Annotated in this window: 17 protein-coding genes and 1 pseudogene; 9 read left to right on the top strand and 9 right to left on the bottom strand. The window is 72.7% G+C overall.

Annotated features, from left to right (window positions below; genetic code table 11):
• The first annotated feature begins 120 nt into the window (after positions 1-120).
• Together ACFVFR_RS00230 and ACFVFR_RS00235 are read left to right on the top strand one after the other, a co-directional pair.
• Positions 121-3,747, top strand: a complete 3,627-nt coding sequence (locus ACFVFR_RS00230; protein WP_383696780.1) for a sacsin N-terminal ATP-binding-like domain-containing protein — start codon at positions 121-123, stop codon at positions 3,745-3,747.
• 246 nt (positions 3,748-3,993) lie between these two features.
• Positions 3,994-4,398 carry a nuclear transport factor 2 family protein gene (locus tag ACFVFR_RS00235; RefSeq protein WP_383696783.1) on the top strand — a complete coding sequence of 135 codons (405 nt, stop codon included), beginning with the start codon at positions 3,994-3,996 and terminating at the stop codon, positions 4,396-4,398.
• Positions 4,399-4,442: 44 nt separating this feature from the next.
• Here ACFVFR_RS00235 and ACFVFR_RS00240 read toward each other — a convergent pair whose 3' ends face one another.
• Entirely contained in the window at positions 4,443-5,420 is a 978-nt protein-coding gene (locus ACFVFR_RS00240; RefSeq protein WP_383696283.1) for a helix-turn-helix transcriptional regulator, read from the bottom strand.
• Positions 5,421-5,555: 135 nt separating this feature from the next.
• Between ACFVFR_RS00240 and ACFVFR_RS00245 the strand changes: the two genes are divergently transcribed.
• Positions 5,556-5,951 carry a RidA family protein gene (locus ACFVFR_RS00245; RefSeq protein WP_383696784.1) on the top strand — a complete coding sequence of 132 codons (396 nt, stop codon included), beginning with the start codon at positions 5,556-5,558 and terminating at the stop codon, positions 5,949-5,951.
• Positions 5,952-6,199: 248 nt separating this feature from the next.
• Positions 6,200-6,973, top strand: a complete 774-nt coding sequence (locus tag ACFVFR_RS00250; RefSeq protein ID WP_383696286.1) for a calcium-binding protein — start codon at positions 6,200-6,202, stop codon at positions 6,971-6,973.
• 149 nt (positions 6,974-7,122) lie between these two features.
• On the opposite strand, the gene ACFVFR_RS00255 is transcribed toward ACFVFR_RS00250, so the two are convergent.
• Entirely contained in the window at positions 7,123-9,594 is a 2,472-nt protein-coding gene (locus ACFVFR_RS00255) for an HAD-IC family P-type ATPase (protein WP_383696290.1), read from the bottom strand.
• 207 nt (positions 9,595-9,801) lie between these two features.
• Complete coding sequence (locus tag ACFVFR_RS00260; RefSeq protein ID WP_383696293.1) at positions 9,802-10,095, bottom strand: DUF2530 domain-containing protein; 294 nt, start codon at positions 10,093-10,095, stop codon at positions 9,802-9,804.
• Positions 10,096-10,413: 318 nt separating this feature from the next.
• On the opposite strand from ACFVFR_RS00260, the gene ACFVFR_RS00265 reads away from it, so the two are divergent.
• The gene (locus ACFVFR_RS00265) at positions 10,414-11,880 is read left to right on the top strand and encodes an NCS2 family permease (protein WP_383696296.1); all 1,467 of its coding nucleotides are present in this window, start codon (positions 10,414-10,416) and stop codon (positions 11,878-11,880) included.
• Positions 11,881-12,102: 222 nt separating this feature from the next.
• Here ACFVFR_RS00265 and ACFVFR_RS00270 read toward each other — a convergent pair whose 3' ends face one another.
• Positions 12,103-12,315, bottom strand: a complete 213-nt coding sequence (locus ACFVFR_RS00270; RefSeq protein WP_383696298.1) for a ribbon-helix-helix protein, CopG family — start codon at positions 12,313-12,315, stop codon at positions 12,103-12,105.
• Between the two features lie 128 nt (positions 12,316-12,443).
• Between ACFVFR_RS00270 and ACFVFR_RS00275 the strand changes: the two genes are divergently transcribed.
• The 3 genes and pseudogenes from ACFVFR_RS00275 (at position 12,444) to thpR (ending at position 15,752) form a co-directional block, all read left to right on the top strand.
• Positions 12,444-12,908 (top strand): MarR family winged helix-turn-helix transcriptional regulator, encoded by a 465-nt coding sequence (locus tag ACFVFR_RS00275; protein ID WP_383696301.1) that lies wholly within the window; start codon positions 12,444-12,446, stop codon positions 12,906-12,908.
• A gap of 226 nt (positions 12,909-13,134) precedes the next feature.
• A pseudogene (locus ACFVFR_RS00280) lies at positions 13,135-14,448 on the top strand (MFS transporter); the annotation flags it as partial.
• A gap of 737 nt (positions 14,449-15,185) precedes the next feature.
• Positions 15,186-15,752 carry an RNA 2',3'-cyclic phosphodiesterase gene (gene thpR, locus ACFVFR_RS00285; RefSeq protein ID WP_383696304.1) on the top strand — a complete coding sequence of 189 codons (567 nt, stop codon included), beginning with the start codon at positions 15,186-15,188 and terminating at the stop codon, positions 15,750-15,752.
• A gap of 266 nt (positions 15,753-16,018) precedes the next feature.
• On the opposite strand, the gene ACFVFR_RS00290 is transcribed toward thpR, so the two are convergent.
• The 5 genes from ACFVFR_RS00290 to ACFVFR_RS00310 form a co-directional block, all read right to left on the bottom strand.
• Complete coding sequence (locus tag ACFVFR_RS00290; protein WP_383696307.1) at positions 16,019-16,564, bottom strand: hypothetical protein; 546 nt, start codon at positions 16,562-16,564, stop codon at positions 16,019-16,021.
• An 89-nt stretch (positions 16,565-16,653) separates the two neighbouring features.
• Complete coding sequence (locus ACFVFR_RS00295) at positions 16,654-18,927, bottom strand: DUF6571 family protein (RefSeq protein ID WP_383696310.1); 2,274 nt, start codon at positions 18,925-18,927, stop codon at positions 16,654-16,656.
• 83 nt (positions 18,928-19,010) lie between these two features.
• On the bottom strand, positions 19,011-19,463 hold the full coding sequence (locus tag ACFVFR_RS00300) for a hypothetical protein (RefSeq protein WP_383696313.1): 453 nt from the start codon (positions 19,461-19,463) through the stop codon (positions 19,011-19,013).
• 195 nt (positions 19,464-19,658) lie between these two features.
• A complete protein-coding gene (locus ACFVFR_RS00305) occupies positions 19,659-20,657 on the bottom strand; it encodes an aldo/keto reductase (protein WP_383696315.1) in 999 nt (332 codons plus the stop codon).
• A 123-nt stretch (positions 20,658-20,780) separates the two neighbouring features.
• Positions 20,781-21,425, bottom strand: a complete 645-nt coding sequence (locus tag ACFVFR_RS00310; RefSeq protein ID WP_383696318.1) for a Uma2 family endonuclease — start codon at positions 21,423-21,425, stop codon at positions 20,781-20,783.
• A gap of 150 nt (positions 21,426-21,575) precedes the next feature.
• On the opposite strand from ACFVFR_RS00310, the gene ACFVFR_RS00315 reads away from it, so the two are divergent.
• Positions 21,576-22,613 (top strand): hypothetical protein, encoded by a 1,038-nt coding sequence (locus tag ACFVFR_RS00315; RefSeq protein WP_383696320.1) that lies wholly within the window; start codon positions 21,576-21,578, stop codon positions 22,611-22,613.
• The last annotated feature ends 107 nt before the right edge of the window (positions 22,614-22,720 follow it).

Raw genomic sequence — 22,720 nt, forward strand, 5'->3', positions numbered from 1 at the left:
GCGGCGGGTTGGCGGTACGTTCACCGCAGGACGTTCACCGTCGGCATGCCGTACGCACCGCGCGTACGGAACGCCGGCGGACCGGCACAGGGGAGAGCACACGTGAGCAGCAGCACGGCGATGGTGCGCGGCACGACGGGGGACGCGGACCCGTTCGGTACCGGGCGGCTGCGGCGCGGCGTCCTGGACGCGTGGGCCGCGTCGCCCGCGCGCTTCCGGGAGGACGCCAACGCCGAGGAGGATCTCGCGCTCGGCGGCTACCGCGACCGCCTCGTCATCGAACTCGCCCAGAACGCCGCCGACGCGGCGGCCCGCGCCCAGGTCCCGGGCCGCCTCCGGCTGACCCTGCACGAGCCCGGCGCGGTCGGCGGCCCGCACGCGGGCGACGGCCCGGCCCCGCCGGTGCTGGTCGCCGCCAACAACGGCGCCCCGCTGGACGCGGCCGGCGTCGAGTCGCTGTCCACGCTGCGGGCCTCCGCCAAGCGCGACGCGGCCTCGCCCGGCCCGTCGCGGGAGGAGCTGGCCGTCGGCCGGTTCGGCGTCGGCTTCGCCGCCGTCCTCGCCGTCAGCGACGAGCCCGCCGTCGTGGGCCGTACCGGCGGCGTGCGCTGGTCGCTGGCCGAGGCGCGGGAACTGGCCCGGAGCACGGCCGAGGCGAGCGCGGAGCTGGCGGACGAGCTGCGCCGCCGCGAGGGCCACGTGCCGCTGCTGCGGCTGCCGCTGCCCGCCGAGGGCCGCGCACCCGAGGGCTACGACACCGTGGTGGTGCTGCCGCTGCGCGACGGCGCCGCCGAGGACCTGGCCCGCCGCCTGCTGGCCGCGATCGACGCCTCGCTGCTGCTCACCCTGCCGGGCCTGGCCGAGGTCGTCGTGGAGACCCCGGACGGGGTGCGGACGCTGCGCCGCCGCCAGGACGGGCCGTACGTCGTCATCGAGGACAGCGCGCACGAGAGCGGTGCCACCCGCTGGCGCGTCGCCCGCGACGGCGGCCCGCTGAGCGCCGAACTCCTGGCCGACCGCCCCGTCGAGGAGCGACTGCGCCCCGCGTGGTCGGTCACCTGGGCGGTGCCGGTGGACGCGACGGGCGCCCCGGCGCGGCTGGGCGGCGGGCCCGCGCTGCCCGGCCTCGGCGGGGAGTGGGCCGACAACGGCGTACCCGGTACCGGGCCCGCCCGGGGCGGGGCCGCGCCGGTCGTGCACGCGCCCACCCCCACGGACGAGCCGCTGGGCCTGCCCGCGCTGCTCATCGCCTCCTTCCCGCTGGAGCCCACCCGCCGCCGGGTGGCGCCCGGCCCGCTCACCGACTTCCTGGTGGCGCGCGCGGCCGACGCGTACGCCGGGCTGCTCGGCGACTGGCATCCGGTGACCGTCGGCACCCTCGACCTGGTGCCGGGGCCGCTGGGCAAGGGCGAACTCGACGGCGCCCTGCGCCGCCTGATCCTCGACCAACTGCCCCGGGTGGCCTTCCTGCCGAGCGCGGCCACCGCGTACGCGAGCGTCGACGGCGCCCCGGCCGACCCCGCCGCCACCGGTCCGGCCGCCGCCGTCCCGGGCGCGGCCGACCCCGACGCGGAGGCCCCCGCCGACCCGTACGCCGAACCCGCCGCCCAGGACGCGCCGGGCGTGCTGCGCCCGGTGGAGGCGGAGGTGCTGGAGGGCGCGGGCGCCGAGACGGTCCGCGTACTGGCCGAACTCTTCCCCCACCTGCTCCCCGCCGGCCTGGAGCGGCGGGCGGAACTGCGCGCCCTGGACGTGGGCCGGGTGCCGCTCGGCGAGATGATCGAGCGGCTCGCCGGCGCCGAACGCCGCCCCACCTGGTGGCGGCGCCTGTACGACGCGCTGGCCGGCACCGATCCGGAGCTGCTGACCGGCCTGCCGGTGCCGCTGGCCGGCCCCCCGCTGAGCCCCGGCGCCGGCCGGCGCCGGGGCGAGGAGAGCGGCGCGGCCCGCACGACGATCGGCCCCCGTCAGGTGCTGCTGCCGCTGCCCGAGGGCCTCGGCGCCGACCGGGACCCGGCCGCCGGCCCGGCCTACGCCGGTGGCCAGGGCCCGGCCGGGGGCTCCGACGACGCCACCGACGCGGCGGCCCGCCACCACCGCACGCTGGCGAGGCTCGGCCTCAAGGTCGCCCACCCCGACGCCGTGCACCCGCTGCTGGAGAAGCTGGGCGCCACGCCCGCCACCCCGCGCGCCGTGCTGACCACCCCGCAGGTGCGGGCGGCGGTCGCCGGCTCGCTGGACGCGGCCGACGACTTCGACCCGTACCTGGACGAGGCGTACGCGGACGGGGACGCGCCCGGCGGCCCGCTGGACGCCGACGCGCTGGCCGAGACGGTGCTCACGCTGGTGCGGGACGCGCGGCTGGCGCCCGGCGACGAGCCGTGGCTGGCCGCGCTCGCGCTGCCCGACGAGGACGGCGAGCCCGCGCTCGCCGGTGACCTGGTGGTGCCCGGCAGCGACTTCGAGCGCGTCATCCGACCCGGTGAACTCGCCGCCTGCGACGCCGAGTTGGCCGACCGCTGGGGCGAGGAGACGCTGGCGGCGGTGGGTGTGCTGGCCGGCTTCACGCTGGTGCGCGCCACCGACGTGGTGCTCGACCCGGACGAGCTGGAGCCCCGGGACAGCGACTACCCCGAGCCCGACGACGTGGGCGTGCTCGACGCGGTGGACGTGTGGTGCGAGGACCTGCTGGACGCGTTGGAGCCGACGTCGGTGCCGCCGGTGGCCACCGAGATCGTGGCCGTACGCGATCTGGACCTGGTGGACGACGACGCCTGGCCGCTCGCCCTGGCCATGCTCTCCCGACCGCCGCTGCGCGACGCGCTCACCACCCCGGTGCGGGTGCTGCTGCCCGGCGGGACCACCGAGGTCGTGCGGCCGTACACCGCGTGGTGGCTGCGCGGCCACCCGGTGCTCGACGGCCGGCGCCCGGCGGGGCTGCGCGCCGCCGGCGGCGATCCGCTGCTCGCGGGCCTGTACGAGGCCGCCGACACCGCCGACGTGGACGCGCAGGTACTGCGCGCGCTCGGGGTGCGCACGTCGGTGGCCGCGCTCCTCGACGAGCCCGGCGGGGCCGCCGAACTCCTGGCCCGCCTCGCGGAGGAGGCCGGCGAGGTGGGCCCGGCCCAACTGCGCGGCCTGTACGGGGCACTGGCCGGCCTGGCCCCGGAGGACGTCACCCTCCCCGACGAGCTGCGGGCGGTCACGTACGCCGCTGACCAGGGGCCGGACGCGTACACCGTCCAGGTGGTGGACGCGGCGGACGCGCTGGTCGCCGACGCGCCGGACCTGCTGCCGCTGGCCATGGCCGAGGGCGCGCCCCTGCTGCCGGTCCCGCCGGCCCGTGCCGGCGAGTTGGCGGAACTGCTCCAGGTGCGCCGCCTCGGCGAGGCGTACCCCGCCCCGGTGGTCTCGCGCGGCGAGCCGCACGAGGTCGCCGAGGCGGTCCGCGAACTGCTGCCCGGCGTCCCGCTGGCGTACGTGGAACACGAGGAGCTGCTGGTCGAGCTCGGCCGGACGGCCGAGGCGGCGAGCGACGCGGCGGGCGTACGCCAGGTCGAGCTGGACTGGCGGTACGTCGACGGCACCCTGCACGCGGCCACCGTCGAGGGCGTCGCGGCCGGTCTGTGCTGGGCCGCCGGCCAGTGGGAACGCCGCTTCGAGGTGGCCGCCCTCCTGGAGGACCCCACCCGCACCGAGGAACTGGCCCGCTCCCGCTGGTTCGACGGGCCGCGCGGCACGGCCTGAGCGACAGGCCCGCGTGACCGGCCCGGGGTCCTCCGCGCGAGCGGCCCCGGGTCGGACAACGACGTCCGATGGCCGCCAGCGCGAACCCCCGCGCGTGCGCAGGCTGGTGACATGACGCCGTCACCCACCACCGGGCCCGCCACTCCCCCCGCCCCTGGCCTCGCCCGACCCGCCGCCACCCCCGCCCCGTCCGCCGGCGCCTCCGTCGCCGCGCCCGCCACGGACTCGACGGCCCTGCTCACCGGCATGTACGCGGCCGAGGCGGCCTACCTGGCGGCCGGGGGGCCGGGCGCGGCCTCGTTCGGCCTGCTCGCGCCCTTCTTCTCGTACGACGTCGTACTGCGCCAGGCGGCCGGTCTGCCCTACGGCGGCACCTGGCTCGGGCACAGCGGCCTGGCGCGGTTCTTCCTGCGCATGGGGCAGGTGTGGGAGTCCTTCGCCATGGTGGAACAGGAGTTCCTCGCCACGGGTGAGACCGCCGTCGTCCACACCCGGGTGCGCGCCCGCGCCCGCGCCACCGGCCGCGCGCTCGACTTCCCGATCCTCCAGACCCTCACGGTCAGGGACGGGCGGATCACCGAGATCCGCCCCTTCTACTGGGACACCCGGGCTATCGCGGCGGCCTGCGCCACCACCCCGCCGACAGCCTGAGCGGCCTGAGCCCGAGCGCGCGGCCGCCGCCGGTTCTCGCGTGCTCAGGCGGAGTCCGCGTAGCGGGTGGCGATGGCCGTGGCGCGGGCGTGCAGGGAGGCGCGCAACGAACGGGGGGTCAGCGCCTCCGCGTCCGGGCCCAGTTCCCACAACGCCCACTCGGCGTGCCGCGCGTCCTGGAAGGTGACCTCCAGCCGGGACCAGCCCTCGGCGTCGGGCTCCTCCGCGCGGACGGCCAGCGCGGTCTCCAGCAGCTCCTCCCGCCGCGCCGCGCGCACCCGCACCAGCGCGCTGAGGTGCTGGCCGCCCTCGAAGAGGAACCGCGCGGAGCGCTCCCGCCAGATCTGGTCCAGGTCGATCCCGTTCGGCCGCTCCGCCGGTTCGGGCAGTTCCTCGGCGGCCTCCACCCGGGAGAGTCGGTACGTACGGTCCGCGCCGTCCCGCGTGGCCAGCAGATAGCCCCGGCCGCCCACGGTGACCAGGCCGATCGGGTCCACCGTGCGCCACCGGGGCGGCTGGCCCGTGGCCGCGTAGTGGATGCGCAACCGGTGCCCGGCCAGCACCGCGCGCCGTACCGCGACCATCGCGGGGCCGACCACCGCGTCGGTGGCCACCCGCCGGGCGAGCAGATCGGTGCGCGGGTCGACGAGGATGCGCCGGGCCGCGTCGCTCGCGCTGGCCCGGTGGTCCTCGGGCAGTGCGTCGACCACCTTCCGCAGGGCCGAGGCGAGCGCCGGGCCGAGGCCGAACACGCGCTCCGCGCGCCCCGATCCGGCGGTCAGCAGCGCCAGGGCCTCGTCGTGGTTGAGCCCGGTCAGCTCGGTCCGGAAGCCGGGCAGCAGCGCGAAGCCGCCGTGCGGGCCGCGTTCGGCGTACACCGGGACGCCGGCTGACGACAGTGCCTGGATGTCGCGCAGCACGGTACGGGTCGACACCTCCAGCTCGCGGGCCAGCGTGTCCGCGGTCAGCCGACCGCGCTGACGCAGCAGGAGGACCAGGGAGACCAGCCGGTCGGCACGCATGGAGGAACTGTAGGGGAGTACGTGACAGAGGGTGTCGTGATCTGCCGGGAGGCTCGTTGCGCGACGTCGAATCCGGCGGTGGTCGCACCGACGGGCGCGCGTACTCACCACGAGGCGAACGGAACGGACATGACAGTGGAACGAACGGCGGTCAACCCGACGACATGGTCGGCGGAGATGGGCTTTCACCAGGGCGTTCTCGTCCAGGGACAGACCCGGACGCTGTACCTGTCGGGGCAGACCGCGACAGGTCGCGACGGCGAGCCCCGACACGAGGGGGACCTGGCGGCGCAGTTGGCGCTGAGTGTCGACAACCTGGTGGCCGTGCTCGGCGAGGCCGACATGTCGCTGGCCGACCTCGTGCGGCTCAACGTCTACACCACCGATGTCGACCTGCTCCTGCGGCACTACGGCGTGCTCGCGGCGCGGCTGGCCGCCGCCTCGGTGGCGCCGACCACCACGCTGCTCGGGGTGACGCGGCTGGCCCTGCCCGGCCAACTGGTCGAGCTTGAGGGCACCGCCGTCGCCTGACCTCCCGCGCGCCGCCGCGCCCCGCGCCCGCCGCGCCCTGTGGCGCACCCTTTCGAGTGGCTCGCGTCCCCTGGGGTGGACGTGGTCACGGGGGCGACCGGGGTGGTGGAGGCGTGCGCGTGTTCGGCCCAACTCATGGGACTCCGGAAACAGTTGTGAATGGCGGGTGAAATACGTACAGTCGCTCCCGTCGGACTCCGTCATCTCATGAGATAGGACGGAGCCCTTTTCATCGTATGGGGGGATTTATGCGCAAGAGCGCATCTCTGGCCGTACTCGCTGTCGCCGGTGTCACCGCACTCAGCGGTCTGACCGCGACGACGGCACACGCGAGCGGCTACGGCGACACCAAGATCACCAAGGTGGTCGCCAACGGCGGCAAGAACGTCGTCATCGGCACCAGCGGTGCCAAGAGCTTCACCGTCGCTGTCACGGCCCAGGACAACTCGGGCATCAAGGCCGCGGACATCACCATCAAGGGCCCGTCCGCCGGGTTCTTCACGCCGAACAAGGGCGTCAAGTGCGTGGCCGCGGCCAACAAGAAGGCCGCGACCTGCACCGCGACCTTCACCGTCGACCCGCGCGTGGACCTGTACACCAACGCGCTGGCCGGCACGTGGTACGTGGACGCCTGGGTGGACGCCAAGGACGGCGACTTCTACGAGAGCGCCAAGGCCGGGTCCTTCAAGCTCCAGCGGCAGGGGAAGCTGACGGTCAACGCCTCCCCCGAGCCCGTCAAGAAGGGCAAGACGCTCACGGTCACGGGCAAGCTGACCCGCGCCCACTGGGACGTCTTCGGCGACAACAAGTGGGTCAACCACGGCAACCAGTCGGCCAAGCTGGAGTTCCGCAAGAAGGGCGCCAAGACCTTCTCGACCGTCAAGACGGTCAAGGGCAACAAGAACGGCGACTACAAGACCACGGTCAAGGCGTCGGTGGACGGTGACTGGCGCTGGAACTTCGCCGGTTACAGCACGCACGCCGCGGTCGCCTCCGGCGTGGACTTCGTCGACGTCAAGTAGTCAGCGAACCGGCCGGCCGGCCAGCCGCCCCGCGGCCCCGGCACCCGCGCCGGAACGGGTCGGGCCCGCGCCGTCATCGGCGCGGGCCCGCTCGTGTGTGACGGGGCGTCCGCCGCCCCCGCGGGGAGGCGACGTCCACACCCGGGGTGTTACGCCGGGAAGCGACGACCCACCCAGCGCCAGGCCACCTCCAGCACGACGGAGGCGGCCACCGCGATGCCCACCGCCGTCCACGGCATCGACGCGCCCACCAGCTTCAGCGCGAAGAAGTCCTGCAACCAGGGCGTCACGATCACGATGACGAAGCCGAGCGCCATCGTCAGCACCAGCCCGATCCGCCACCAGGTGTACGGCCGCGCGATGATCGCCAGCACCCACATCGAGATCAGGAACAGCGTCAGGGTGGCCGCGCTGGTCTCCGCGTCCCGCGCGCCCTCGCCGGTGTAGACGTGCCGGGCGACGAGGTAGGTGGCGAAGGTGGCGATGGCCGCGATGGCGCCGGCGGGGATCGCGTACCGCATCACCCGGCGTACGAAGTGGGGCCGCGCCCGTTCCTTGTTGGGGGCCAGCGCCAGGAAGAACGCCGGCACGCCGATGGTCAGCGTGGACAGCAGTGTCAGGTGCCGGGGCAGGAACGGGTACGAGACCTGCGAGCAGACCACCAGCAGTGCCAGCAGTACCGAGTACACGGTCTTGACCAGGAACAGGTTGGCGACCCGCTCGATGTTGCCGATCACCCGACGGCCCTCGGCGACCACCGACGGCAGCGTCGAGAAGCTGTTGTTGAGCAGCACGATCTGGGCGACCGCGCGGGTGGCCTCCGAGCCCGAGCCCATCGCGACGCCGATGTCCGCGTCCTTGAGCGCCAGCACGTCGTTGACGCCGTCACCGGTCATCGCCACGTTGTGACCGCGCGACTGGAGCGCGCCCACCATGTCCCGCTTCTGCTGCGGGGTGACGCGACCGAATACCGCGCCCTCCTCCAACGCGGTGGCCATCTCCTCGCGGTCGGCCGGCAGTCGACGGGCGTCCACCGTGTGCTCGGCCCCCGGCAGCCCCAGCTTGCCGGCCACCGCCCCCACCGAGACGGCGTTGTCACCCGAGATGACCTTCGCCGCGACGTTCTGCTCCGCGAAGTACCGCAGCGTGTCGGCCGCGTCGGGCCGCAGCCGCTGTTCGAGGACGATCAGCGCGGTGGGCCGTACGCCCTCGGCGACCCGCTCGTGCTCCAGCTCCCGCTCCGTACCGGCCAGCAACAGCACCCGCAGACCCTGCGTGTTCAGGCTCTCGATCTCCGCGAGCGCCGGGTCGTCGGCGGGCAGCAGCACGTCCGGGGCGCCCAGCAGCCAGGTGCGCTCCGCGCCGCCCGGCTCGCTCAGCGTGGCACCGCTGTACTTGCGGGCCGAGGAGAACGGCAGCGCGGCCGTGCACTCCCAGCCGTCCCGCTCGGGGTACCGGTCGATGATCGCCTGGAGGCTGGCGTTGGGCCGTGGGTCGGAGCCGCCGAGCGCGCCGAGCACCTGCCCCACGTACGCCTCGTCCGGCGTGCCCCGAGCGGCGGTCCCGTCGTCGGAACGCTCCTCGCCCGAGGCCAGCAGCCGCACCTCGGTGACGTCCATGCCGCCCTCGGTGAGCGTGCCGGTCTTGTCCAGGCACACCACGTCCACCCGGGCCAGACCCTCGATCGCGGGCAGCTCCTGCACCAGGCACTGCTTGCGGCCCAGCCGGATCACCCCGATCGCGAAGGCCACCGAGGTCAGCAGCACCAGACCCTCGGGCACCATCGGCACGATGCCGCCGACCATCCGGCGCACCGCCTCGCGCCAGTCGTTGTTCTCCACCACGCTCTGGCTGATGACCAGCCCGATCGCGGTGGGGATCATCATCCAGGTCACGTACTTGAGGATCTGGCTGATGCCGCTGCGCAGCTCGGAGTGGACCAGCGTGAACCGCGACGCCTCCTCGGCGAGCTGGACCGCGTACGCCTCCCGGCCGACCTTGGTCGCGGTGAACGCGCCGCCGCCCGCGACCACGAAGGACCCGGACATCACCGGGTCGCCCGGGCGCTTGAGCACCGGGTCCGCCTCGCCGGTCAGCAGCGACTCGTCGATCTCCAGCCCGTCGGCCTCCACGACCTCGCCGTCGACCACGCACTTGTCGCCGGGCCCCAGCTCGACCAGGTCGCCCAGCACGATCTCGCCGACCGGGATCTCACCGGAGACCCCGTCCCGACGCACGGACGGCTTGGCCTCGCCGATGACGGCCAGGCTGTCCAGCGTCTTCTTGGCGCGCAGCTCCTGGATGATGCCGATCGCGGTGTTGGCCACGATCACGAAGCCGAACAGCGCGTCCTGGATCGGCGCGACGATCAGCATGATGACGAACAGGACGCCGATGATCGCGTTGAAGCGCGTGAAGACGTTGGCGCGCACGATGTCGGCGGTCGAGCGCGAGGAGCGCACGGGCACGTCGTTGACCTCGCCCCGGCTCACCCGCTCCGCGACCTCGGCCGTGCTCAGCCCGGGATGGTCGGGGTGACGCGTCGCCGCGTCGGTTCGCGCGGAGGGCGGACCGCCGTCCGGATCAGGTTCGTCGACTGCGGTCTCAGCCCGGTAGGTCATGAGACGACGGTACGGGGGGAAGGCGGCCCGCACCCCTTGAACGCACACCAAAAACAGGTGGCGGTTCTCTCAACTCTTCCGGCAACCCGAAGGCCCGTCGCCGCGTCGGGGGCACCGCCCCACCACCCCGCCCCGCTCGCCCCGCACACCTCGTCTGACCTGCGGTGATCGCGCGTCGACCGAGGGTTACGCCACCTCGGCCGGCGGCTATGCCGCTGAGGGCCCGGCCCCGCCGGTGGGGGCGGCGTCGGCGGCGCGGGCCGCGTGCCGGCGCAGCGCCTCGTCCCGCTTGCGCACGTACCAGATCCCGATCAGCCCCAGACCCGCGCCGGCCAGGCAGGTCCACAGCCACCACAGGTGGCCGTGGTCGTCGAACCAGCCGTAGAAGGGGAGCTGGACGAGGAAGAGGACGAACCACACGATCGTGCCACCGGTGATCGTGGCGACGACGTTGCCCTCCAGGGGCTCGGGCGCCTCGTGCAGGGGGGTCCACTTCTTCATGCCCTCAGCGTAGTCCGTGCCCCGGGGCCGGCCGCCGGGGGCGCCGAGCGTCGCGCCCGAGGTCGACAGGGCGCCCCGGACCGAAGTGGATCTATATAGGTCTACGCGCGGAGATAGCAATCTCCTCCTTGTTTGTTCATACTGCAACGGTCCAGTTTCGTCCGGACTTGTTCGTAGGAACATCCCAACGCGGGTGCGAGAAGGGGTCGGCGGCGCGCGCCGTCACCACCTGTCGGCCAGCGGCGGATGGCCCCGCTCCGTCCCCTTGCGTCACCCCACCCCCGCCTTCCCTCAAGGCCCGTCCGACTGAGGTCCCGCATGTCCCCCTCGGCTACCGCCGCGGCCAGCGCCCCGCAGCCTTCCCCGCCCGAGCCGCAGAACGCCGTCGACCGGTTCTTCAAGATCACGCAGCGGGGCTCGACGGTCGCCCGCGAGCTGCGTGGCGGGCTGGCGACCTTCTTCGCCATGGCGTACATCATCGTGCTGAACCCGATCATCCTCGGGTCGGGGCACGACAAGTACGAGCACTACCTGGACAACGGGCAGCTCGTGACGGCCACCGCCCTGATGGCCGGCCTCACCACGCTGCTCATGGGCGTCATCGGCAACGTCCCGATCGCCATCGCGGCGGGCCTGGGCATCAACGCCGTCGTCTCGCTCCAGCTCGCGCCGAAGATGAGCTGGCCGGACGCGATGGGCATGGTCGTGCTGGCCGGCCTGGTGCTGATGATCCTGGTCGCCTCCGGACTGCGGCAACGCGTCATGGACGCCATTCCCGGCGGGCTCCGGCGCGCCATCGCCATCGGCATCGGCCTGTTCATCTCGCTCATCGGCCTGGTGGACTCCGGCTTCGTCACCCGCAACCCGGACGACGCCAGGACCAGCGTCCCGCTCGGCCTCGGCGTCGAGGGCCAGCTCCAGGGCTGGCCGGTGGTCGTCTTCGTGCTCGGCCTGGCGCTGACGTTCGTCCTGGTCGTCCGCAAGACGCGGGGCGCGATCCTCATCGGCATCACGGTGATGGCCTTCGTCGCCATCATCATCAACGCGATCGTCACCATCCCGGACAAGAGCTGGGGCCTGTCCGTGCCCGAGGTGCCGGACAGCGTGGTGGGCAGCCCCGACTTCGGACTCATCGGCGAGATCAGCCTCTTCGGCGGGTTCAAGGAGGTGGGCGTCCTCACCGGCTGCCTGTTCGTCTTCACGGTGCTGCTGTCGGGCTTCTTCGACGCGATGGGCACCATCATCGGCGTCGGCGAGGAGGCCGGGCTCACCGACGAGAAGGGCCAGCTCCCGGGGATGGGCCGCATCCTCATGGTGGACGGCATCGCCGTGGCGGGCGGCGGCTTCGGCTCCGCCTCGGCCAACACCTGCTTCGTGGAGTCCACCGCCGGCGTCGGCGAGGGCGCCCGCACGGGCCTGGCCAACATCGTGACCGGCGGGCTCTTCCTGCTCGCGCTCGTGTTCACGCCGCTGGCCAAGGTCGTGCCCTCCCAGGCGGCGACGCCCGCGTTGCTGGTCGTCGGCTTCCTGATCATGGCGGCCAACGTCAAGGAGATCGACTGGAACGACGTGACGATCGCCGTCCCGGCGTTCCTCACGATCATCGCGATGCCGTTCACGTACAGCATCACCAACGGCATCGGGATCGGCGTGCTGGCCTTCATCCTGCTGCGCGTGGCGACCCAGCGGTGGCGCGAGATCCCCTGGCTGCTCAACGTCGTCGGGGCGTGCTTCCTGGTGTACTTCCTGCTCAACCCGATCGAGCAGGCGCTGGGCGTCAAATAGCGTCCGCCCCCGTGCGGGTGACGTGGTGGCGCGGGCCGGGCCGGTCCGCGCCACCACGCACCGCACCCCGCCTGACCCCGTCACCGGGCCCGTCGGCAGCGCGCCGGTCGGGCCCGGTGGCTGTTGGGGCGGAGGGTGGACGTCGGCGCCGGTGTCAGCGTCGGCGCGTGGGTGGGGTGGCCGGCGTGCGCGGGGCGCGGTGGCGCGCGCCGGCGCCGTGGGTCAGTGGGGGCTGGCGGGCGACGACGGTGTGCCCGGCTCGGCGTAGAAGGCGGCCGTCTCGTCGACCGAGGCGTGGAAGCGCTCGTCGAAGTCCTCCCGGACCAGCGTCCGGACCACGTACTCCTGGACGCTCATGCCCCGTCTGGCGGCATGCTGGCGCATCCGGTCGAGCAACTCCCCGTCGATCCGCAAGCTGAGCACCGTTGATCCCATGGGGGACAGCGTTGCCGGGGCCGGGGCGCTGGTCGTTCGCTTTATGGCGCGAGATCACTCGTATGGGTGATTCGCAGGGGAAACGTTATTGGGTTTTGTTAGGTAGCGTAATGAGTTACGCTAAATACATGCCTGACTTGACCGGCGACGACGCTGCCGCCGTGAACGCACTGCGATCCGCCGTGATGCGACTCTCCCGACGTCTCAAGCACCAGCCGCTTGGTACCGACGGTGGGCGCGGCGGACGCGTTGACGAATCGCTCAGCCCGACCGAGATGTCGGTTCTGGGCACCCTCGCGCGCTGCGGCTCGGCCACGCCGGGCGAGCTGGCCCGCAGAGAACACGTACAGCCGCCGTCGATGACCCGCATCGTGGCCCTGCTCGAAGCCAAGAGCCTGGTCAGGCTGGAGCCGCACCCCGAGGACCGCCGCCAGAAGGTCGTCTCCCAGACGGAGCGGGCCGAGGCGATGCTGGAGGAGAGCCGCCGCAAGCGCAACGCCTGGCTGGCCGACCTGGCCGGTCAGCTCGACGAGGACGAGTGGGCCACGTTGCGGGCCGCCGCGCCCGTCCTGGAAAAGCTCGCCCACCTGTAACGCCCGCCCCGGCGCCCGGCCCACCTGCGCGCCGGCCCCCCGACCGCCCACCGGCCGGGCCCGATCCACCGGCGGCCCGACCACCGGGCCGCCGCCCCCGGCTCGCCGGCCCGCCCCGGGCCAGCCGGCCGGGAAACCGCACACCACGAGGACGCACGAAGCCAAGCACCGTGAACACGGGGCCGCCCCAGGGGCGGCCCCCCTACCGAAAGGAGGCGAAGCCGCTTTGAGTACGGGACCCGGAGCAGACTCCGCACCCGCACCGAAACCGACCACCGCTTCGCCGCCGACGCGCGGCACGATGTTCAGCTCGCTCAGGGTCCGCAACTACCGGCTCTTCGCCAGCGGCGCCGTCATATCCAACACCGGCACCTGGATGTCCCGCATCACCCAGGACTGGCTGGTGCTCGGACTCACCGGCTCGGCCACCGCCGTCGGCATCACCACCGCGCTCCAGTTCCTGCCGATGCTGCTGTTCGGCCTGTACGGCGGCGTCATCGCCGACCGCTACTCCAAGCGCGGCATCCTGCTGTTCACGCAGACCGCGCTCGGCCTGTGCGGGTTCGCGCTCGCCGCGCTCACCCTCAGCGGCCACGTCCAGGTCTGGCACGTCTACCTGATCGCCTTCCTGCTCGGCATGGTCACCGTGGTGGACACCCCCGCCCGGCAGGCGTTCGTCATGGAGATGGTCGGCCCGAAGGACCTGCGCAACGCCGTCAGCCTGAACTCCGCGAACTTCCAGTCCGCCCGCCTCGTCGGCCCCGCCGTGGCCGGCGTCCTGATCACCGCCGTCGGCAGCGGCTGGGCGTTCCTGCTCAACGGGCTCTCCTTCACGGCTCCGCTGATCGGCCTGCTGATGATGCGGACCGGCGAGCTGCACCACGTGGAGCGCGCGCCGCGCGGCAAGGGACAGTTGCGCGAGGGCCTGCGGTACGTCGCCGGTCGCCCCGAACTGCTCTGGCCGATCGTGCTCGTCGGCTTCATCGGCACCTTCGGCTTCAACTTCCCCATCTGGCTGACCGCCTTCGCCGACGACGTCTTCCACGCCGGCCCCGGCACGTACGGCCTGCTCAACACGTTGATGGCCGCCGGCTCGCTGACCGGGGCGCTGCTCGCCGCCCGACGCGGCACCTCGCGGCTGCGCATGCTGGTGGGCGCGGCGCTGGTGTTCGGCCTGCTGGAGATCGTCGCCGCGTTCACGCCCGCGTTCTGGGCCTTCGCCGCGCTGATGGTCCCGATCGGCGTCTTCGGTCTGACGTTCAACGTCACCGCCAACGCCAGCGTGCAGCTCGCGACCGACCCGTCCATGCGGGGCCGCGTCATGAGCCTGTACATGATGGTCTTCGTCGGCGGCACCCCCATCGGCGGCCCGCTCGTCGGCTGGGCGACCGACACCTACGGCGCCCGAGCCGGCTTCGCCGCCGGCGGCCTCGTCTCCGCGCTGGCCGCCGGCACCGTCGGTCTGATCCTCGTCCACGTCGGCGGCCACCGCCTCCGACTCGACCCACGCCGAGGCGTACGGCTCGTGCCGCGCGCGGGGGTGGTGAGCCCTCCGGGCGGCGCGGGGAGCGTCGCCGGGGACGTGGGGGAGGGAGCGCGCGCGGACGCGACGGAGCGTGCGCGTGAGGATGCGGAGGCCGCGCCCACGTCGCGGGCCGCCGACGCGTCGCGGTCCGGCTACGCGCCGGTGCGGCCCTACGCGGCGGAGTCCGCTGACGCGCCGGAGCCCGGCTCCGCGCGGGACCCCGTCTCCGCGCCGGAGCGGGCCGCCGGGCGTGGTGGCCCGCGCGAGGGCGGCCCGCGGCCGGGCGGCGGCGCCGCGCGGGGCGTGGGCGTGGACAATTCGCTGGCGAAGTCGAGGTAGCGGGGCCCGGTACGCCTGGGGCGAGCCCCCGCGCCGGCCCGCCCCCCCGCCTTCGGGCCGGCCGGCGGGGGCGGGCCGGTTGGTGAGCCGGCCCGGCCCGGCGGGTGGTTTCGGTCGTCGGCCCGGCTGATGGGTCTGCCTGGCCGGCGGGTGGTTCGGCCGGTGGGTTCGGCCGGTGGGTCTGCCTGGCTCGGCGGGTGGGCCGGTCGTGGGTTCGGCCGGTGGGTTCGGCTGATGGGTCCGGCACGTGGCCCGGCCCGGCTGGTGAGCCCAGCCGTTGGGCTCGGTTGCCCGTCCTGCGGCTCGGCCGATGGGCTCTGCCATCGGGTCCGGTGGCCTGGTCGGTGGGTCCCGTCGGTGTCTCGCCCCGCCCGGCAGGTCGGGCGCCGGAGGCGGTGGGCGACACTGAGCGGATGAGACTCTTCGCAGCCGTGCTGCCGCCGGCGGCGGCCACCGCGGAACTCGCCGCCGCCGTCGCCCCGTTGCACGACCTGCCCGGCGCTGACCGGCTGACCTGGACCGCCCGCGCCGGCTGGCACTTCACGCTCGCCTTCTACGGCGAGGTGGACGCCGACACGGTGCCCGAGCTGTACACCCGACTCGGCCGGGCCGCGCACCGCAACGGCGCGTTCCAACTCCGTTTCCAGGGCGGCGGCACCTTCGGCGACCGCGCGCTGTGGGCCGGGGCGTCCGGCGGCCTGCCCCCGATGCGCCGGCTGGCCGACTCGGCCTCGGCGGCGGCCCGCCGCGCGGGCGTCGACATGGCCGAGCACCGTTCCTACACCCCCCACCTCACCCTCGCCCGCGACCGCGCCCACGCCGCCGACCTGCCCCGTTACGCCGCCGCCCTCGCCGACTTCGAGGGCCGCCCGTGGCGCGCCGACACGCTCAGCCTGGTCCGCAGCAACCTCCCCGAGCCCGGCGTACCCGGCGCCCAGCCGCGCTACCAGACCGTGGCGTCCTGGCCGCTGGGCGAGTAGCCGGGCCTCGGGCCGGCCGGCCCCGGAACCCGCCACACCCCGGCTCGGGCCCACCCGCCTGAGCGGGAGGGGACGCGGGGCCGCGCCGGGTCGGTGACCTCCTCGCGCGACGCTCGGGCTAACCTCGGAGGGTGGACCCGAAGATTCGAAGCCTGATCGTGAGCGGCACGCTCATCCTGCTGCTCGTGGTGGTGGCGGTAGCCGCGTTCGTCGGCTGACCACGCCTCGCGGCGCCCGCCCGCCCCGGCCGTCCCTGGCACGGCCCGCTACGGCCAGTGGATCTTCACGGGGCCGTCGGGCAGCTTGTCAGCACCGGGACATTTGAGCCAGTCGCGGGTGATCTCGCGGGCCACGGCCGCGGTGAAGGCCGCCACCTTGTCATCACCTTCGACGGGTTCGGCGCGGGGTGGGGCGGTAGCGGTGTCGGGTTGGTTGGTCGTCGCGGTCACCCCCACGACTACTCGTTGCGTTTTGTACTTGGCGGCGCACGGGATGTAGAGCTGGATGGAGTGTTCCTTCGACATGTATCCGTAAGCTGGTCCCAGGGAAATGGGAATCCCTTGGCGTTGCGTGCTTTCGCGCGGATACCGGTACACCGGAATGGACTCGACTGCTATGAGCACCTCTTCGTTCTTGGTGCTCAAGATGCAGTGCCCTTGATCGTAGAGCCTGTCGAAGTACAGCGTTTCTTCCTTGAGCTTTCCGTCGCGAGCGGGGAGCAGAGGCTTGACCTGCCCTCCTGGAATGCGGTCCTCGCAGACCCGTTCAGGCACCTTTGTAGCCCGGTCCTCTGCCAGCGGATCGGCTGTCACCCACCAGATCCCGGCACCCAGGGCCAGTGTCAGGGTTGTCAGTGTCGAAATGCCGACAGGCGACGTGAGGGAGGCGATTCGCGCGCGCACTATCGGGTCCGCCCATCTGCGAATCCACTGTTGACGGCCTGGAACACATCATCGGCCGCCCCGGCGCCAGGCGTTCCTGGCGCAAAGGAGATTCCCTCGCGTTTGGCCGCGTCGATATAGGCTTGCTTCATGGCGTGTGCGGATCTTTCACGCTCGCTGTCGAGATAGTCCTTCCTGTTCTCCTGGATGAGTTTGGCTGCCTCCTCCTCGTCCTTCGTGTAGTGCTCCAGTACCGCCTCTTGGGCATCCTCGTAAGCCCAGCTTGCGATATCGCCGTAAACGGGGATGTGATTTGCTGCCATCTCTGCGAAGCGTCCCGCCCATTTGGCGCCGGTTTCCAGGTTCTTGTTGAACTCCTGGATTTTCTCCACGCTGTCATCGGCAGCAGCGATGGCGTCGCCTTGCCCGGCGGCGGTCACGCTCGCAATGATCGCCCCTGGCCTTGTGGCCCGCTCCGCTGAGGCAGCGAGAGGCTCTTCCCCACGATCGCCGATGGCGGAGCTGATCGCTTCGGTGGTCACGACCTGTTGGGCGTGGGTGATGGCCGCATACGCCTTGGGGTCTTCAGCGGTCGCTTGGAGGAACTTGGTGAGCGTGCGCTCATCATTAAGACTCTTGAGGCTTACGTCAGCCCCCTCCTGCTCGAAGTACCCGCTTGAATCCCCGCCCGCGTAAGCCCGCTGAATGTCGTACATGTACTCAGCCGACATGTTCCCCAGGCTGGGTGCGAGGACTGCCAGGTCGCCGTCCTGTTTGATGGATCCGGGGTTGCTTCCGAGTTCCTTCACCACCTGCTCGAAGACCTTCGCCTGCTCGCGGGTGTGTGGCTGTAGTGGGCCGTCGTCGTCGTGGGGGCGGCCCGAGGTGGCGGACTGGAGGGCGTGACCCAGGGCCTCCTTGGCGGGGTGGGTGCTTTTCTGGTCGGGGTCGGTGAGGCCGCTGGTCTTGTCGGAGAGCCATGCGCGGCCGTTGTCCTCGCTGAGGAAGTGATCCAGGTTGCTCATCCGGTCGAGGTCGCTGTCGCCGCCGCCGGTGGAGCCGCTGAAGAACGCGGTGGACGCTTCGGGGCTGTGGCCGAGCGCCTCCAGGACGCCGGTCATGGGGTCCCAGCCCGAACCCTTCTTGTCGGTGAGGTTGAGGCCGAAGTCCGTGACGCCCTCGTGGGGGTCGGGCACCGGCCAGGTCGCGCCCCGGCGTTCGAGAGTCACCAGGTCCTCGGCGATGGGCTGGAGGAAGCTCTTGTCGTACGTGCCGTTGCGCAGCAGCGATGCCAGGGCCTGGTACCCGACGGGTTGGGCGTGGTCGAGCCCCACGTTGAGCGACTGCCTCCCCGCCCTCTTCAGTTCGTTGATCCAGGCCCTGCCCAGGTACGCGCGGTCCTCGCGGAAGGACGTGTGCGGGTTGTCCTTTCCGGTGGGCGGGTCGGTGGCCGTGGCCAGGGTCAGGCCCATGTCCTTCTGGATGCTTCGCGCCAGTTCCAGCCGCGTCGTGTCGCCGCCGGCCGACGTGTCGAGGGACAGTTGGGCCTGGAAGTGCAGCGCGTCGCGAGCGCCCATGTCGCGGTAGAACTCGACCGCGAATTCCCGGTCCTTGGAATTGTTCCGCATGAGCTGGTGGAACTCGGCCAGTTCCTTGTCGCTGAGCTGTTCGCCCACCTTGTGCAGGGCCAGGCTTTTCCTGGCGAGTTGGACGGTGCGTTCGCGCTGGGCGTCGTCGAGCGAGTCGTACCTCGCGTGACCGAAGTCGTGGGAGTCGTCGCCGTGGATTCTTCCGAGGGCGCGGGCCACCGAGGTGTCGATCTCGTCGGCCTGTCCGAGGAGGTGGTTGATCTGGTCCTGGAGGGCCTTGAGATAGGCGACCTGGTTCGCCGTGTGCTTGGTCTTCTCGCCGGTCCTGTCCACGTACGCGCAGATCACGGTGGAGCCGGGGCCGCCGGAGACCAGGATGCCGTGGTTCCTGGCGTCCACGTCCACGGCTTTTCGTAGGGCTTTTTGAATCGCCGTCAGTTCCTGGTGCGCGTCGCGCAGCATGCTCCAGACGCTCTTGGCCTGGGTGTGCGCGTCGCGGAACTCCGCGCCGGTGGCGCGGATGAACGGACGGGTGACGCCCGCGTTCACGCCTTCCCAGCGGGCGGCCTCGGACTGCCTCACCATGCCGTCCGCGGCCTCGGTGGCCAGCTTGGCGAGGTGGTCCACCATCTCCTTCCAGTCCTCGGCCGCCGAGCCGAGGCCGGACAGGGAGACCTGGTAGACGTCGTCGTACGTCAGTGCCATCGTGCGCTCACCTCACACGTTCCCGTTGCTCGTGCTGTACCCGCGCCCGTGCGCGTGGCGCGCCGGCCGAGGGCCGGCCCGGCCTATCGGTAGTACTTCGCGATCTCGGAGGGCGAGGCGGCGCCGCCGTCGCGGTGCGACATGGTGGCGGCGATCTTCTCGTCCTCGTGGGTGTGCGACTTCTTCGAGAAGTCGAGGTGGTTGGAGATGTGGGCGCACGACTGGAGGAGCGTCCTGACCTGGTCGTCCCAGACGGCCGCGGTGGCGGTCAGCGCGGTGCCCATGGCGAAGTGGTGTGAGGTGAGCGTGGTGGCGGCGGTGGCCGTCGAGCCTTCCCCCGTGGCCCCACGGGCGACGTCCGCGGCCTTCTTGAGCTTTCCGTGCAGCAGGAACGCCTCGTGGCCGACCCTGCCCAGGTCCTCCTGGTGGACGACGAGCCGGTCCGCGTCGCCGCCCGACGTGCCGCCCGTGCCATCGAGCCGCGTCCGCGCGGCTGCCTCGCCGCGAATGCGGCCCCATTCCTCCTGGAACGACATGCTTCCCCCACTTCCCCCGGGCGCGTCAACTCGCGGGTGTAGCAGCGTAGTTACCGTGCGGAACGGTAGCAGGGCGGCGGTGACGGCGGGCGCAGGCGCGATCACGGCGCGGCGTCACATACGACGGGGGCGGGCCCCGGCGTCAACCGCCGGGGCCCGCCCCGTACACCACCGCTCAGACCGCTTCCCGTCCCGTCACCAGGCGAAGGACTCCGGTGCCGGACCCGGGCCCGGGAAGATCTCGTCGAGGCCGGTCAGCACCTCGTCGCTCAGCTCCAACTCGACCGCTCGCAGCGCCGACTCAAGCTGCTCGACCGTGCGCGGGCCGACGATCGGGCCGGTGACGCCGGGACGGGTGAGGAGCCAGGCGAGGGCCGCCTCGCCGGGCTCGACGCCGTGCTCGGCCAGCAGGTCCTCGTACCGCTGGACGCGCTGGCGCACCGCGGGGTCGGCCAGGGTGGTGGCGGCGCGGCCGGAGGCGGTGCGGCCGGCGCCGCCCTCGCGCTCCTTGCGGATCGCGCCGCCGAGCAGCCCGCCGTGCAGCGGCGACCAGGGGATGACGCCGAGGCCGTAGTCGCGCGCGGCCGGGATGACCTCCATCTCGGCGGTGCGCTCGGCCAGGTTGTACAGGCACTGCTCGCTGACCAGGCCCAGCGCGCCGCGCCGGCGGGCCGCCTCGTTGGCCTTGGCGATGTGCCAGCCCGCGTGGTTGGACGAGCCGGCGTAGAGGATCTTGCCCTGCTGGATGAGGACGTCGACGGCCTGCCAGATCTCCTCCCACGGCGTGTCCCGGTCCACGTGGTGGAACTGGTACAGGTCGATGTGGTCGGTACGCAGCCGCCGCAGGCTGGCCTCGACCGACCGGCGGATGTTCAGGGCCGAGAGCTTGTCGTGGTTGGGCCAGGCCGGGCCGTCGTCGAGGGCCATGTTGGCGTACGCCTTGGTCGCCAGGACGACCTTGTCGCGGCGGTCGCCACCCTGGGCGAACCAGGACCCGATGATCTCCTCGGTGCGCCCCTTGTTGGCGCCCCAGCCGTACGCGTTGGCCGTGTCGAAGACGTTGACGCCCGCGCCGAGGGCGGTGTCCATGATGGTGTGGCTGTCGGCCTCGTCGGTCTGCGGGCCGAAGTTCATGGTGCCGAGCACCAGGCGGCTGACCTTGAGGCCGGTGTGTCCGAGCTGCGTGTACTTCATGGGAGCCAAGCCAACGCCCTGGAGCGGGCTCCAGGCAAGTACACCCCTGGCCCCACGCGTCGCTGCCGGCCCGGGGCACGCGCCCGCCTCCGGCGCGGTTGCGGCGTCCGGCTCCGGCGTGGGTTACGCGTCCGCCTCCGGCGCGCTCCCGCCGGCCGCGTCCGCGCCGCCGGTCCGGCGTGGGTCGATGGCGGTGAGGTCGATCTCGACGGGGAACGGCACGGCCACCTTCAGCCGCTCGTGGTAGATCCCGGTCACGGCGTACGTCCGGCGCGCGGGTTCGAGCTCGAAGACGTAGACGACGGGCAGCCCCCGGGCCTCCTCCACGCGCCAGAAGTGCGGGATGCCGGCGGCGGCGTACTTGAGCGGCTTCGCCTCGCGGTCCCGGGCCTCGGAGTCGGCGGAGACGACCTCGACGGCGAGCACCACGTCGGCGGGCTCGTACGTGGTCTGGAGCATTCCGGTGTCCGCGCTGGCGTGCACGGCCAGCACGTCGGGCTCCGGCCGGTCGCGAGGGCCGAGACGTACCGTCATCTCCCGACAGATCTCCAGGTCGTCCGGGGCGGCTAGGACGAGACTGTGCTCCAGCAGGCGCATGACCCGCATGTGGAACTTGGTCTGCGGACTCACGAGGACGAGGCTCCCGTCGATCAGCTCCGTGTGCGGAGGCAGGTTGGGAAGCCGGTCCAGATCGTCGGCGGTGTACCCGCCCACGGGCGGGCGGGGCCACTCAGGCTGTGGCACGACGTGCATCATCAGTGCTCCCATGATCGGGATTCTTGCCGACCCTTCCAGCGTACCCAGGACGCTTGGCGCGACTTCCGTCGAACGGGTGGTTTGACGGCGCGCGCTTGACGTCCGAGGGCGGGCAGGGGCGCGGGCGGAGGCGGTCTGGGCGGGGATGGCAGGCTTACGCCCATGGGTTCGCTTTCTCGCGTGGTCAGCTGTGCCGTCGCCGTCGCCCTGGCGGCGCTTCCCGTCGTCCCGTCGGGGGTGGTGCCCCTCGCGTCCGCGCACGCGGCGGGCTCGGGCGGACGGCCGTCGTCGTTCACCATCGAGGACGACCGGATCACCGAGTCCAGCGGGCTCGCGGCGAGCCGGGCGCACCCGGGCGTGTACTGGACGCACAACGACAGCGACGACGGCCCGTTCGTGTACGCCGTGGACTCCGAGACGGGGCGTACGGTCGCCACCGTGACGCTGCGCGGCATCGGCGACCCGCGTGACGTGGAGGCCGTCTCCGTGGGCCCCGACGGTCGGGTCTACGTCGCGGACATCGGCGACAACCTGGGCGGCACCTGGCCCAAGGTGTGGATCTACGCGTTCCCCGAGCCGAAGCGGCTGGCGGACATCACGGTGACGGCGACGCAGTACACGGTCCAGTACGAGGGCGGTCCGCGCGACGCCGAGGCGATGATGGTGCACCCGAAGACGGGCCGGGTGTACATCGTCAGCAAGCGCGAGGAGGGCGGCGGGCTGTACGCGGGCCCGGCCAGGCTCGCGGCCACCGGTGTCAACCGCTTCGAGCGGATCGGCGAGGTGGGCATGTGGGTGACGGACGGCGCGTTCTCGCCGGACGGTGCGCACCTGGTGTTGCGCGGCTACTTCGAGGCGGTGCTGTTCGACTGGCGCGGCGGCAAGCCGAAGAAGATCGGCGAGCCGAGGCTGCCGATCCAGCGGCAGGGCGAGTCGGTGACGTACAGCCCGGACGGCGGCACGCTGATGTACGGCACCGAGGGCCGGCACAGCCGGGTCACGGCGGTCCACCTGGAGGACGACCAGCTCTCGCCGCAGGCCCGCCGCCAGCAGGGAGCGGACAAGGCGGCCGGCGGCGGGAAGGGCTCGTCGGACGGGGACGAGACGAACGACTCCGGCAACTACTACCTCGTCGGCGTCCTCCTCGCGGTCTGCGCGGCTGTCGGCCTGGCCGGCCGCCGCCTCTTCCGCCGCAGGTGAGGTCCGCGCGGTGTCGCCGGGCGGCCCCTGGCGACCGCGTCGCGCGGGCCTCGCCTCCCGCCCGGCCTCGGCGGGCCGCTCCGGGGTCGTGGAGGTGGTGACACGGG

Origin of the sequence: Streptomyces sp. NPDC057702, assembly GCF_042799315.1 — a bacterium.
Taxonomy (GTDB): Bacteria; Actinomycetota; Actinomycetes; order Streptomycetales; family Streptomycetaceae; genus Streptomyces.

Coding starts and splice junctions, on each gene's coding strand:
- ACFVFR_RS00255 (WP_383696290.1), bottom strand. CDS start 9,594: ATGACCTACCGGGCTGAGACCGCAGTCGACGAACCTGATCCGGACGGC.
- thpR (WP_383696304.1), top strand. CDS start 15,186: ATGAGACTCTTCGCAGCCGTGCTGCCGCCGGCGGCGGCCACCGCGGAA.
- ACFVFR_RS00260 (WP_383696293.1), bottom strand. CDS start 10,095: ATGAAGAAGTGGACCCCCCTGCACGAGGCGCCCGAGCCCCTGGAGGGC.
- ACFVFR_RS00305 (WP_383696315.1), bottom strand. CDS start 20,657: ATGAAGTACACGCAGCTCGGACACACCGGCCTCAAGGTCAGCCGCCTG.
- ACFVFR_RS00235 (WP_383696783.1), top strand. CDS start 3,994: ATGTACGCGGCCGAGGCGGCCTACCTGGCGGCCGGGGGGCCGGGCGCG.
- ACFVFR_RS00270 (WP_383696298.1), bottom strand. CDS start 12,315: ATGGGATCAACGGTGCTCAGCTTGCGGATCGACGGGGAGTTGCTCGAC.
- ACFVFR_RS00230 (WP_383696780.1), top strand. CDS start 121: ATGGTGCGCGGCACGACGGGGGACGCGGACCCGTTCGGTACCGGGCGG.
- ACFVFR_RS00310 (WP_383696318.1), bottom strand. CDS start 21,425: ATGGGAGCACTGATGATGCACGTCGTGCCACAGCCTGAGTGGCCCCGC.
- ACFVFR_RS00250 (WP_383696286.1), top strand. CDS start 6,200: ATGCGCAAGAGCGCATCTCTGGCCGTACTCGCTGTCGCCGGTGTCACC.
- ACFVFR_RS00300 (WP_383696313.1), bottom strand. CDS start 19,463: ATGTCGTTCCAGGAGGAATGGGGCCGCATTCGCGGCGAGGCAGCCGCG.
- ACFVFR_RS00265 (WP_383696296.1), top strand. CDS start 10,414: ATGTCCCCCTCGGCTACCGCCGCGGCCAGCGCCCCGCAGCCTTCCCCG.
- ACFVFR_RS00295 (WP_383696310.1), bottom strand. CDS start 18,927: ATGGCACTGACGTACGACGACGTCTACCAGGTCTCCCTGTCCGGCCTC.
- ACFVFR_RS00275 (WP_383696301.1), top strand. CDS start 12,444: ATGCCTGACTTGACCGGCGACGACGCTGCCGCCGTGAACGCACTGCGA.
- ACFVFR_RS00315 (WP_383696320.1), top strand. CDS start 21,576: ATGGGTTCGCTTTCTCGCGTGGTCAGCTGTGCCGTCGCCGTCGCCCTG.
- ACFVFR_RS00240 (WP_383696283.1), bottom strand. CDS start 5,420: ATGCGTGCCGACCGGCTGGTCTCCCTGGTCCTCCTGCTGCGTCAGCGC.